At 39.4% G+C, this 12,669-nt stretch carries 9 protein-coding genes; 5 read left to right on the forward strand and 4 right to left on the reverse strand.

From position 1 onward, the window contains the following. Positions 1–90: 90 nt before the first annotated feature. Positions 91–846, reverse strand: a complete 756-nt coding sequence (locus H8B06_RS14850; RefSeq protein ID WP_190995036.1) for a LytR/AlgR family response regulator transcription factor — start codon at positions 844–846, stop codon at positions 91–93. Then, complete coding sequence (locus H8B06_RS14855) at positions 827–1,888, reverse strand: sensor histidine kinase (protein ID WP_190995037.1); 1,062 nt, start codon at positions 1,886–1,888, stop codon at positions 827–829. Before H8B06_RS14855 ends, H8B06_RS14850 begins: the two co-directional genes overlap by 20 nt. A 156-nt stretch (positions 1,889–2,044) precedes the next feature. On the opposite strand from H8B06_RS14855, the gene H8B06_RS14860 reads away from it, so the two are divergent. The 5 genes from H8B06_RS14860 (at position 2,045) to H8B06_RS14880 (ending at position 10,877) form a co-directional block, all read left to right on the forward strand. Next, on the forward strand, positions 2,045–2,416 hold the full coding sequence (locus H8B06_RS14860; protein WP_190995038.1) for a BlaI/MecI/CopY family transcriptional regulator: 372 nt from the start codon (positions 2,045–2,047) through the stop codon (positions 2,414–2,416). 10 nt (positions 2,417–2,426) lie between these two features. Further along, positions 2,427–3,647: a M56 family metallopeptidase gene (locus tag H8B06_RS14865; RefSeq protein ID WP_190995039.1), complete on the forward strand. Its 1,221-nt coding sequence runs from the start codon at positions 2,427–2,429 to the stop codon at positions 3,645–3,647. 189 nt (positions 3,648–3,836) lie between these two features. After that, positions 3,837–5,825 (forward strand): caspase family protein, encoded by a 1,989-nt coding sequence (locus tag H8B06_RS14870; protein ID WP_190995040.1) that lies wholly within the window; start codon positions 3,837–3,839, stop codon positions 5,823–5,825. Between the two features lie 4 nt (positions 5,826–5,829). Continuing rightward, the gene (locus H8B06_RS14875; protein WP_190995041.1) at positions 5,830–6,051 is read left to right on the forward strand and encodes a CHAT domain-containing protein; all 222 of its coding nucleotides are present in this window, start codon (positions 5,830–5,832) and stop codon (positions 6,049–6,051) included. A gap of 41 nt (positions 6,052–6,092) precedes the next feature. After that, a complete protein-coding gene (locus H8B06_RS14880; protein ID WP_190995042.1) occupies positions 6,093–10,877 on the forward strand; it encodes a caspase family protein in 4,785 nt (1,594 codons plus the stop codon). Positions 10,878–10,912: 35 nt separating this feature from the next. Here H8B06_RS14880 and H8B06_RS14885 read toward each other — a convergent pair whose 3' ends face one another. Together H8B06_RS14885 and H8B06_RS14890 are read right to left on the reverse strand one after the other, a co-directional pair. After that, a complete protein-coding gene (locus H8B06_RS14885; protein ID WP_190995043.1) occupies positions 10,913–11,833 on the reverse strand; it encodes a hypothetical protein in 921 nt (306 codons plus the stop codon). Positions 11,834–11,943: 110 nt separating this feature from the next. Continuing rightward, entirely contained in the window at positions 11,944–12,627 is a 684-nt protein-coding gene (locus tag H8B06_RS14890) for a phosphoribosylaminoimidazolesuccinocarboxamide synthase (protein WP_190995044.1), read from the reverse strand. Between the last annotated feature and the right edge of the window lie 42 nt (positions 12,628–12,669).

The raw sequence follows: 12,669 nt of genomic DNA on the forward strand, positions 1-12,669 counted from the left end.
AGTTTTTATGGGAAATCGGCTGAAGCGGACAAAATATCGGTTGAACCGTCGATTTTTTCGGTGAATCTTTTTTTTGAGCGGTAACTTCGGTTATCCCTCTAGCCATTGGATAAAAACTTGATACTTTTCCTTACTGACCGAAATTTTGGTGGGATGGTCAATACGTAAATTGATAACAAGCTTACGTGACAACCCCAGATTTGCGAATGCAATTGCCGTACGATTTAGAATATGCTGTCGGTTTACCCGAAAGAAATCGTCACCAAGCAAATGTTCCATCTCTTCAAGCGTTTTATTAATAAGATATTCTTTTCCACTGTGCGTTTTAACAAAAACATTGTCCAGCTCGATATAACAAAGAGCTATATCGGATATTTGAACAGGGATAATTTTATCACCGTGGATAACAACCAAAGACTTCTTTGTTCTTTCCGTTATTTTATTGTTGCTAACAGAATGAACCATCTCTAACGCGGTGGAATTGAAGGCCTGTTGTAGAAGACGATATTTCGCTAACGTTTTTTGAATGCTTTCGTCTGAGAAAGGTTTTAAAATATAATCCAGACCAAAATGCTGAAAAGCTTCCATCATATACTGATTATAAGCAGTACAAAACACCACGGGGGCCTTAGGAGGGATTGTCTTAAAAATATCAAAAGATTCGCCATCACCCAGTTGAATGTCACTGAATATAAGATCAACAGGTTGTGCCGTCCTGAAATAGGTGATAGCTTCGCGGACACTTGTCAAACGGGCACAGAGTTGCATGTCTGGTTCTAATCGTTTCAGTGTCGAGCATAAATCTTCAGCCGTCAAATCCTCGTCTTCAATGATGATGGTTCTCATGTTGGATAAGTTTAAGTTGTACCTCAAAAGTAGTTTCGTTCTCGTGAATGATTACGCTATCCTGAAGGTAGTAGCTGAACCGTTCTTTAAGGTTGTTAAGGCCATAATTATTGTTGTCTGCCATGGAGGGTTTACGTAAACATACGTTGTTGCTTACAACCATCCAACCTGCTTGTTCACGAATCGTAATGAAGAGGGGATGATCTATTGTATAAAAATTATGTTTTAGTGCGTTATCAACCAATGGTTGTAAGGAAAAGATAGGGAGTAAATCTTGCTGAACACCTTCAGAAACTTGAATATTAAACTGTATCGCTTCATTAAACCGAAGCTTCTGCATGGAAAGATAGTCTTCGCAAAGTTTGAGTTCTTGTTTGACTGTTGCTAACCCGTCATCAGATGTCAGGAAACTTCCGCGCAAATAATCGGAGAGTTGGAGCAGATACGATTCCGCTTTGATACTATCTTTTTTTATCAGCGATTTCAAACTTGACAGTGCATTAAATAGGAAGTGTGGTTGTACTTGTTGACGCAACATTTGATTGACTGCCCGTTCTTTTAATTTGTCTAGTTTTGACCGCTCCAATTCTAGTTGGTTTTTAAAATAGTCAGTCATTAAGAAATACAACCATAAGAGCACAATAAAATTCAGAATAGCAGCCCGAAAACCAGCTAGAAGTAACAGGTTGAAGACGGATCCTGTGATAATCTTATGCTCTTGGGGAGTTAGTATACCCAAATATGAAAAGAAAAGGAGGAGGCCTAAACTTATACTAAATGTCAAGATAAAGCTCAACATTTTAACTTTTACAGGAGATTTGATGGGGTCTTTGATATCAAAATGGATATGGAGGGCAAGATTGGCGACTATAATTCCAAAGAATGCTAAAAATCCAGAACATGTATTGAGCCAAAAATTTCCCTGATCTCTATATAGTAAAGCATCAATAATAGATATGGACACGATACACAGTGAGAATATCACACTGCGTTGTATCCAACAAGTTAGCGGATAGCGATGCCGGTTACGTATAAATCCCATTTGTATTTTTTTACAAAGATAGCGGAATAATTTTTATAGAGACGATAAAGTAAAATACCGTATAACTAATTTATTAGTTGTATAACTAAAAAATTAGTTGCACATTTGTTCTTACAATCGATTGCAGGCAATATTGTCTTTTTAATAAATAGAGTTATGGACGAAATAAAAGAACTTACAAAGGCGGAGGAACAGGTTATGCAGGAACTGTGGAATATGGGAGGGGGGTTCGTAAAGGACATCATAGCCCAATTGCCAGAACCGAAGCCGGCTTATAATACAATATCTACCATTATTCGTATTCTGGAGACCAAGGGTTTCGTAGAACATGAGTCTTTTGGCAAAAGCCATCGCTACTTGCCGAAGATTAATAAAGAAGAATATAAGAAGTTAATTACCGGAAAGCTTTTGCAGAATTATTTCAATAATTCCACATCGAGTATGCTATCTTTTTTCTTAGAAGAAAAGAAAATAGATGTAAAGGAATTGGATGAGATTATGCAAATCATCCAGCGCAATAAAAAATAAAATATAAGCTATGACTTATCTGATTTTAGCAAACTTATCGTTGATATTGTTCTTTTTAGTATATATACTGGTGTTGAAAAACCTCACGTTTTTTCAGTGGAACAGGATCTACTTACTGGGAGCAATAGCGGTTTCATTCCTGATGCCGTTGTTACAATTTGTAGATTTGAGCCATCATAGAGAGATATATAAACCATTAGCAATTATTGATTTTGCAGAAATGGAATCTTTGGGCATGGCGGACATGGCGAGATATAACCATTCTTGGTCAGCTATGGATTGGATTCGATTTGTTTACATCGCAGGCGTAGGACTGATGTTTCTTTGGTTAGGTATCCGATTGTATCGTGTGTTTCGTACTTTTAGCGATAATACTGCCGAACAACGGAGCTTTTCTTTTTTCAACCAAGTGTTTATTGCCGAGAAAACTCGGCATCGCGATGTGATTGCTTCGCATGAACAGATTCACATGAAGCAAGGCCATAGTTATGACATCCTGTTTTTGGAAGTTGTGCGTGTATTCAACTGGTTCAACCCGATTTTTCATTTCTACTTGAAAGAGCTTAAATTTCAGCACGAATGTATTGCTGATAAGGCATGTGCCAGAGACAAGGTGCAATATGCGGAGCTGTTAGTTTCAAATGCTTTGCGTGTTTCCCACAGTGTATTGTTGCATGAGTTTTCCAATCATTCATTTTTAAAAAAACGTATTATGATGTTATTCAAAAATAAATCGAAGAAAATAAGCCGAATTAATTATATGATGATTCTGCCCGCGTTACTGTTGATATCCGGGATGACACTTGCATTCAACGTATCTATCAAAGAGGTAGTGCCTATAGTAGTTAGAGATATGGAAAACAGTGTGCTGCAGGATACAACCAGATCTCCCCAGGAGAAAGAAGATATCGATAGAGTATTTACTGCTGTCGAAATCAGTCCAGAACCAAAGGAAGGTATGCAAGCCTTTCGAACGTGGGTAGGAGAGAATTATAATTATCCACAAGCTGCTATTGATGCAGGTGTAAAGGGACAGGTCGTTGTTTCTTTTGTTGTAGAACAGGATGGTCAGTTAAGGGATTTTAAAGTTGTAAAGGATCTCGGCCATGGGACAGGCGAGGAGGCAATAGAAATGCTGAAGAAGGCAGAGGCTTGGCGTCCGGGAATACAAAACGGCAGAAAAGTGCGTGTCGCTTATACCTTACCCTTGTCAATTAACCTTGAGCCATAGAGAATTCTTTATAAGCAATCATAGATTCATGATAAGCGGTGTTTAAAGCTTTAATCGAATAGCTTTGGATACCGCTTTTTTCGTTGCTGTCCTTTCATGGAATCATGTTTTATTGTATCTTAGATGAGTAATTAACAACTGGTAACATTTTGCTTTTAACCTGTTTTGCACTAATTAACTACAATTATTATGAAAAAGCTGTTATTTATTTTGACGATTCTTTTGTCATTGGAGAGTTATGCCATAGAAAAACACGCCCTTATTATCGCCATTGGCAATTATCCAACAACAGAGACTGGCTGGTCAGCTATCAGTTCGGTCAACGATGTCCCGCTTGTCAAAAAAACATTACTATCCCAAGGATTTTCAGAGGCAAATATTGCCACATTGACGGATGCACAAGCTACCAAAGCCGGGATCATAGATGCTTTGAATACGCTGCAAAGTAAAATAAAACAAGGCGATATCGTCGTTATTCACTATTCAGGTCATGGGCAGCAGGTATTTGATGATAACGGTGATGAGGTTGATGGATTGGATGAGTCGCTTGTCCCTTACGATGCGCACGTGGAGTATTCATCTAGCTACAAAGGAGAGAAGCATATCCGTGATGATGAATTAGGGGATATTATTGCCAGTTTTCGAAATAAGTTAGGTGGTGACGGACAGCTGCTGTTTATTCTGGACAGCTGCCATTCTGGTTCCATGACGAGAAGTAGTTTGAGCGGGATAGCTCGTGGGGGGCGAGGAGCATTGACGCCTCCTGACTGGGAAGCTCCTAAGGAAATCAACCAGATCCAGAGTGGAAGTGGATTGGGAATAGTAGAGCGGGCAGCTGTTCATGAACACGCGGCTCCTTTTGTAATGATATCGGGAGCTTCTGCAAATGAGCTTAATTATGAATACAATGGGGTAGGCTCTCTAAGCTATGCTTTTTCTACGGCCATGAACGAATTAGGTACCGATTTTACCTATAGGCAGTTGTTTTCTGCTGTAATAGCCAATTTAAACGCCATTCGCCCCCAGCAAACGCCAACAATTGAGGGTGATGTGGATATGAAACTTTTCAAGGGTGAATACGCTAAGCAACAGCCTTATTTTGAAGTTACGGATATGTTTCGCAATAACGGCATTATTAATATTAATGGGGGGCTCGTAAATCATATTTTTGACCAAGCTACGGTATTTGTGGTAGCTGCCGGAACCCGGGAATTGGATACAACGAAGATATTGGCAAGAGGAACGGTTACCTCTGCGAAATTTAATGAAGCGGTGGTCGTTTTGGATCAAGTCCTGAAAGACAACAATACTAAAAATTATTGGGTTTTTCTCGACAAACCATCCTATGGAGATATTGCTGTAACTATTTTCTTCGATAAATCGGTTACGGACCAATCTGTTTTGGAAGGTGTGGAATCTTATCTCGAAGATAACGTGCTAGGAAATGTCGTTAAAGATTCGTTATATGCTGACATTATCGTATACAAAACGAGTGATGGTTACGCGATTGGTCATGGTGACGGGGCAGAACCCTTTGCAGATATCCGGCCTTCAGCAGATCAAACGCTATTGTCTGGGCTTACTCGTAAAATATTTAATTATGCACAGGGAAGTTATCTGAAAAAACTTAACGTCAAAAATAACAATTACGAGTTTGCGTTCAAGTTGGTGCCTGTAGAATTCGACCCGAAGTCGCGTAGAATTCTAGGACAGAAAGAGGAAGAACTACACAGGGGAGGGTCAGGTATCTTCCAAGTGGCTCCAAAGGTAGATCATGTTGTTTTACAGATAACCAATAAAAGTAAGAAGGATCTCTATATTAGTATCGTGGAGATCAATACAGCCGGTGAAATCACACCCTTTTTTCCGAATCAGCGTTGTAATTTGCATGACGACGAACGGAAGTTAGCACCAGGACAGACGGTTGTTTTCAGGGATTGTGTCTACTCTTTTGGACCACCCTATGAGCGTCTTATCCTCAAAGGGTTTGCTTCAGAAAAGCCACTAAATTTTCAGCCAACGGTGAGGACGCGTGGTGTAGATAGTGCAAGCAACAATCCATTGGAAAAATTTCTGCAAAGCAGTTACGCTCAAACTAGAGGTTCGGAAGCAGAGTCTGTAACAGGAGATCTGGATGGTTACAGCACGGAGTTTGTTTACGATATTGTGAAGAAATAACAGCATGAAAAACGCTTGTGCCGAAGCGCCATCAGTTGTTGCTACGCTATGGTCTGTCAACGATATGGCATCCGAAAAACTGATTGTCGATTTCTATAAAAATTTAAATCAACATCATGCAAAAGACAAAGCATTGGCGCTAGCACAGCATATGATGATCGAACAAAATGATCAATATGCACATCCCGCAATGTGGGCAGGGTATATCACGATTGGTAAGAATTAGGAAGAAAGCTTAATGCGATGAAAATATATTTTCTAATATTAATGTTACTTTTATGTTTCCCTTCATACGGCAACACAAAGGACAGCATAGATTTTGCTATTTTCACTGAACAGGCGGAAACGTTTGTCACCGTTGTAAATAAAGGAACCAAGTTGCTGCGTTGGCAAAACTACACGGGAAATGTATTGACGCGTTATGACGTTCCTGCAAAGCCGTTGCTTGCCATTCATGAGAATCCCATATCGCGAACCCTAGTAGGGCTGTCCAAAGATGAATTGCTCGTCTGGAATATAAATTCTTCCGAGATTGTGCAACGTTTTAATGTACCAATCAAGGGCTTTAATTACGTCTTTTATCGATCGGAAGGAGATATTTCAGATTATTTGCCAGAAAAGAATCTGCTCACGTTCGTTTCAGGAAACGAATTAAATGTGGTAGATGCCTCAAATGGAGAACTACTTTTTACCAAGACATTTGATAATCAATTATATTCGCCGAGATTCCTGGCCGATGGCGATAAGCTTATCGTCGTAGAGCGAATATCTTATCTTGAACAGAAGTTAACGGAGATTGACATTCTGAATCAGAAGACAAAGTCACTCGTCTCTAATAACAGCAGTATCAAAATAGCCGTGCGTAATGATAGAACGCAATATTCGACACTGGTAGACAATTCAGTTATTTCTTATAATCTGCAACATCGCGAAACAGTCCGGGTTGCGGTGAAGAACCTCTATAATCATTTTGCGACTATGTGTTATGTAACACCCGATATAGTCGCTATATCTAATGTCAGTTCGGTTTTTTACGTTGCCATTGCCGATACTTCTTCGGTCAATATATACTTGGGGAGTGATTATGTGTATGATGGCTTTGATTCAAACACAAACCTTCTCCTATTTTCTAAGGAAAGTAAAGTATTTGTGAAGAATATCATTGGGGAAACCTTGTTTGAGTCGGAGCTATCCGATACAGATTTCATGTGTCAAAATACAGTCTTGAACGTAAATGACGTCAATAACCTATACGATAAAGAACAATATAAAATTACGACATTATTAGCAACCGGTGACCGATACTATGCAACAACCAATACCGGGGCGTTGAAAGTTCATGACCAGAACAAAGTGATGTTGGGATCGGAAAGCATATTGGGAACAGCTATTACACATTTCAACCTCTTGGATGATGAATTAGCTTTTATAGCCGGATATGGAAGAGGTTCGCTGTTTCATATAAAAAAGAAGGAACATATTCGGGTGCTTAACGGGCATAATGCTAATATTATAGGTTCCGAGAAATTATCTGATCGATTTTTGGTAACCCTCGCGCAAGATAAGAAAGCAGCAATTTGGGATATGGATAATGGTGCATATATAGGAGATTTTAAATTAGAGAAAATGCCTTTTAGATTATTTGCTACCAAAGAGAATAAGGCAACTATTACGTTTACGGACGGATCACAGCAGGTGTTGGATCTGCAACAAATAATCGATGAGTACCTGAATCCTGTGCGCGAAATCCTTTTAAGTACAACGCACTCCACAGGGATTCAGGATATAGATTTTTTACCTGAAAGCGATTTAATGCTTTCCACCGACGGCAATGGTTATTTAAAAGTATGGGATACAAAATCAATAGCACCGATTTTCACAAAAAAAATGGAGGGATCTAGTATCATTAGAGCGGTCTTTAACCTTGAATTCAACGAAATAATAGTATATGGTATGCACACTATTTATCACGTCGATTATACCACCGGCAATGTAAAGCGAGAGGTGTCCGTGCCACCGTTGTACAATAATGATTTTGCGTTACATAAGATGAGTGCCTATCCGACATCTTCTTTATTTGCTATCAATAATAATCGGAGTAGAAACCAATATGCGTATCATGCCGGAAGCGGTTTGTTCTATAGTTTATTATCTGCCGAAGGTCGGTATGCACCACTCGGGCTGGCGTCTGATGAACAGACGGGAAGACTCGCATTTTTTACCTCAGATTATATCGATATATGGTCGGTAAAGGATGGTATACAACAGGAAAAGCGGATTGTTAATCCTAACCAGAGTTGGCAAAATGGATATGCCGACCGTAAAATTGCGTTCTCTCCCGATGGAAATAAAATGCTATTCGAGCAAGAAGAAGATTTAATCGTGTATGACTTGTTGGAAGATCAGGAGGTTTTTAGAGCAAATCATGTATTTGCCGCTACATTTATTGGTGATAATGCGATTGCTTATTGCCACCGAAACGGCGATAGTTATACAGCAGATGTTAAGGTTGGCAAGTATGACCTCGAGCATAAGGATACACTTTTTTATGTGGATAGTCCTAGTGGTCGGGCGGCCTTTCATCTGCAATATAATAGTAGCGATAATGTGTTGGCCATGGGCTATAACAATGGCGATATGGTGCTTTTAGATGCGACTGTAGGCATAGAGTTAAAACGGATAACCAAGAAAAATGTAACGCCTAACGTAGCCTATAACCCGGCTAATGGCCATATAACCACTACGGTTCCCGGGACTACTATGGTGCTTGATTGGAAAAAATTAAGATTTGTGAAAGCGGTGCCGTACAGGGGAGACGGGACAGTTACACCGCGTTATGTCCATAGTCCTGATGGAACGTACTATGCTCAATTATATTGGAATCATGTCGAGTTTTTTGAAGGGCATTCGTATAAGAAGCTGTTTGAGTTTCCGCTGGTGGACAGCACCTCCCTACGGCAAAATATAGCGATTTCACAAGACAATCGGTATCTTACCTTTATGGATCCATTTGAGGGAGAAGTTCATATTTATGATATTGCACAAAAGGAGTTGCGTTACAGGATTACTCCGGAGGAAGGAGGCCGCATTGACAGCTACCAGTTACTTCGGGATGATGACGATGAATATGTCGTCGCGTTAGTAAAAAAAGAAAAACCTAAAGAAGAACAACCACCTCCTGATGCGCCAGTCGGTAGTCGGTTTTACAACACTTATTTTACGGTGTATAATCTACGAAATAATAACGAGAAGATGCAAGAGGTGTTATTAGGAGACAATAATAATCTGGAAGGTATATCTCTGACCAGAGATAATAATTATTGGTTTTTAAGGAGTGATTGGCGAGAGGTGATCGTGGTCGACAATAAAAACAATAAGAGTTCAAAGTACACGATTGACATAGATAACTCTTGGGATAAGCTTTATCCAAGTATAGACTATACACAGTTTATCGTGACGGATACAAAAGGCTATCTATATGTAATAGATATTAAAACAGGTGTTATACAGCATAGCATGCGTATAAGTCAATCTAAAATAAAAGATGTAGTATTCTTTGAGGAAGACGACGTTAAATATATGATCACGTCATCTGAAGATGGTTTTGCGAGAATCTGGGACTATGAAACTAAAAAGCTCAAGACGGCTTTGCTGGCGTTTTCCCAGGATGATTATATGTTTATGAATTCGGACGGGTATTATAGTGGAACTCGAGGTATAATAGAAGCTGTCAATTTTAAAGAGAAAGGTAAAATATATGGATTTGAGCAGTTTGATCTTATTTATAATCGTCCGGATTTGGTGTTGAGTAACTTAAACAATGATTTGGAGGTGCAGAAAATATATTATGCTGCTTATGAAAAAAGATTGAAGAAATTAGGGTACACACCGGGGAGAATTGACGTTAAAGACGGTTCGATGTCCGTTCCTGCTATTTCTATTCATCGGAGTAACCTCACGTCCCAGACAAAAGACAGATATTTAAATTTTTCCGTAAGTGCCAACGATGCACAATATGCGATCAAGAAATTACATGTTTGGGTGAATGGCGTGCCAATTTATGGTGTGCAGGGACTCGATATCGGGAAATTTGACAGGTCAATCAACCAAACAGTCAGTTTGGAGCTTTCCGCGGGATTAAATGTTGTTAAGGCGTCTGTGGCAAATGAGAAGGGAATCGAGTCTTTAAAAGAATCGTTTTATATAACATATATAGGAGATCACCCAATACCTAAAACGTATTATGTTGGTATCGGTGTTTCCAACTATAAGAATCAGCGCTATAATCTTACATATGCAACAAAAGATGTAAAAGACCTCGAAGAGATGTTTTCGGATAGATATCCGGACTTTACCGGTTACCATCTATTGGATAGTGCCGTAACAAAAGATAACATTCTCGCCTTGAAAGAAGCGTTGTCAAAAACAAACGTCGATGATATGGTCATCATTTCGTTTAGTGGACATGGTGTCCTTGATAAGGAGTATAATTGGTATTATGCCACTTATGATATGGATTTTGAGCAACCATCGGGTTATGGTTTGCGATATGAAGAAATAGAATCTTTGTTGGATAATATTCCGGCAAGAAAAAAAATATTATTGATTGATGCCTGTCATAGCGGTGAAGTAGATAAGGAATACCTCACTAAAGAAACCGTATCATCAACCGCTTTAGCTGCTATAACAAGTCTCCCGGTCGGAGGTAGGGGAGCTGAAGCTATTGATTTAAATCCAACCGTTGGCTTGGAAAATAGTTTTGAGTTGATGAACGAGCTCTTTGCGAATTTATCTAAAGGTAATGGTGCGGTTGCCGTTTCCGCTGCCGGTGGTACAGAATACGCTTTTGAAGGAGAACAGTGGAATAACGGCGTGTTTACCTATAGTTTTATCAATGGGTTAAAATACGGAAAAGCTGATAGTAATAAAGACGGAAAAATTACGGTCAACGAATTGAAAAACTATGTCTCGCAAGAAGTGGAGAAACTAACAGAAGGAAGACAGAAGCCAACATCGCGTCAAGAAAATATCGAGAACGATTTCAGTTTATAATCCCCCTCTGTTATAAAACAGATTTTGTGAGACGACTAGTCAAATATTTTTTCGATCGTTGAAGCGCCGTCTTGAATAATCGTTTTCTTATTGTCATTCAACAGTCCCGGTACTTTGTTAATGTATTTGCTTTTGCGTCCTTCGTATTCATCCACCTGTACACTGACGCGTACAACGCCAAATTCTGAATTATTGGCAATTCCTGCCGGAACAGGAATGTCATAATACCAAGGAGAGAGAATAGGCTCTCTGATTTGATTCTTAGCACCGTATTTCAAATTTCTAAAATTGTAGTCCTGCTGGATTAAGACTGCTTTTTGCGGCGAGCCATCCGTGCTCCGCCATTCACCTTCTATGACAACGGATACTTTGGCATTCAAATTTTCATCGTTAAAGATACGTGTTTTCGAAAAGAAGATACGTAGCTGGTCAAAGCTGAGGCGGGTGACGCTAGGATTCTTGGGGTCGCTGATTAGTGAAATGACAGCGTGAAAATTTAAAAGATCGTCTTTCTCTTCACGGATAACATCTTTTAATGCAAAAGCCTTTGCTGTTCCTCCTCGGGTAGCTACAAGAGGTTGTGTTTCGATATCCTGATGTAAGTAGGTCTTAAGTTCGTCTTCTCTGGTGTCTTCCTCGGGGCGTGCATACTTCTTAATATGGATTTCGGCAAAACTTTTTTCAGCTGGTCCAAAAAATGTATTGTAGTAATTATTAATGGAAATACTTTTTTTGTAGGAAGTAGCTAACGACTTCGCAGTATTGTCAGCCAAATATTTAGCCCCCATGAATAGTGCCTGGACACCTAATTCAACCGCGCCGCGATTTGGTCCTCTTTGTTCTGGGTATTTTAATTCTACGACAAACTCTTCGTTCGCTTGGATATTGGAACGGCGGTGGGTTGCACAGGAAGTAAGCAAGCACAGTGCAAGGCAGGATGCAAGAATTCTTTTCATCGTCTAATAGTTAATTTCTTCGACCAGTTATCGTATCAAAACTAATCAATTTAACTTAAAATAATGCAAAATAATTTCTCGTCGCTATGCTACCTGCACTTACGCTTTCTCTAACTTAGAAACTCTTTCTCTAAGTCTAAAGGAGCGATATACACACCGTTTTTATAAACACGCATATTCCCTCCGGAAATTTCATCGATCAAAAGGAGTTGATTATTAGAAACATCGTAACCAAATTCTAATTTAATATCGTAAAGTTCCAATCCTTTCTTTGCTAGTTCCGCTTTGACGATATCGCATATTTTACGAGTTAGATCGGCAAGTTCATCGTATTGCTCTTTACTTAGGATATCCAATATGGCCAAAGCATCTTGGGAAATAACTGGATCGCCCCGTTCATCATCTTTAATTGTCACTTCTACGAATCGGTCCAGATCTTGTGCCTCTTGGCAATACGCCGCGTAACGTCTGTAGAAACTTCCTACCGCTTTATAACGGCAGATTACCTCAAGGCCTTTACCCAATACTTGTGCATTTTTTACGACAATAGATACATCATCTATATCCGCGGAGATATAATGTGTGGGGATTTGCAGGCTATTCAACAGTTCGAAAAAATATTTTGTCATTTTCAAACCCGATCTTCCTGCACCGTCGATAGTTAGCCCAACAGTATTAGCTCCAGGGTCGAAGACGCCATTTTCGCCGGTGACGTCATCTTTAAATTTTAACAGGATTCGGCTGCTATCCAATTGATAGACATCTTTTGTTTTACCTTGATATATAAGCTGCATGATGTTGATTTAATAATCTGCAAAATACGAAAATTCTATTAC

The organism is Sphingobacterium micropteri (assembly GCF_014692515.1).
Lineage (GTDB): Bacteria > Bacteroidota > Bacteroidia > Sphingobacteriales > Sphingobacteriaceae > Sphingobacterium > Sphingobacterium micropteri.

What these genes read in the sequence shown, in the direction of transcription:
- H8B06_RS14850 (WP_190995036.1), bottom strand. Translation starts at nt 846, where the DNA reads ATGAGAACCATCATCATTGAAGACGAGGATTTGACGGCTGAAGATTTA.
- H8B06_RS14855 (WP_190995037.1), bottom strand. Translation starts at nt 1,888, where the DNA reads ATGGGATTTATACGTAACCGGCATCGCTATCCGCTAACTTGTTGGATA.
- H8B06_RS14860 (WP_190995038.1), top strand. Translation starts at nt 2,045, where the DNA reads ATGGACGAAATAAAAGAACTTACAAAGGCGGAGGAACAGGTTATGCAG.
- H8B06_RS14865 (WP_190995039.1), top strand. Translation starts at nt 2,427, where the DNA reads ATGACTTATCTGATTTTAGCAAACTTATCGTTGATATTGTTCTTTTTA.
- H8B06_RS14870 (WP_190995040.1), top strand. Translation starts at nt 3,837, where the DNA reads ATGAAAAAGCTGTTATTTATTTTGACGATTCTTTTGTCATTGGAGAGT.
- H8B06_RS14875 (WP_190995041.1), top strand. Translation starts at nt 5,830, where the DNA reads ATGAAAAACGCTTGTGCCGAAGCGCCATCAGTTGTTGCTACGCTATGG.
- H8B06_RS14880 (WP_190995042.1), top strand. Translation starts at nt 6,093, where the DNA reads ATGTTACTTTTATGTTTCCCTTCATACGGCAACACAAAGGACAGCATA.
- H8B06_RS14885 (WP_190995043.1), bottom strand. Translation starts at nt 11,833, where the DNA reads ATGAAAAGAATTCTTGCATCCTGCCTTGCACTGTGCTTGCTTACTTCC.
- H8B06_RS14890 (WP_190995044.1), bottom strand. Translation starts at nt 12,627, where the DNA reads ATGCAGCTTATATATCAAGGTAAAACAAAAGATGTCTATCAATTGGAT.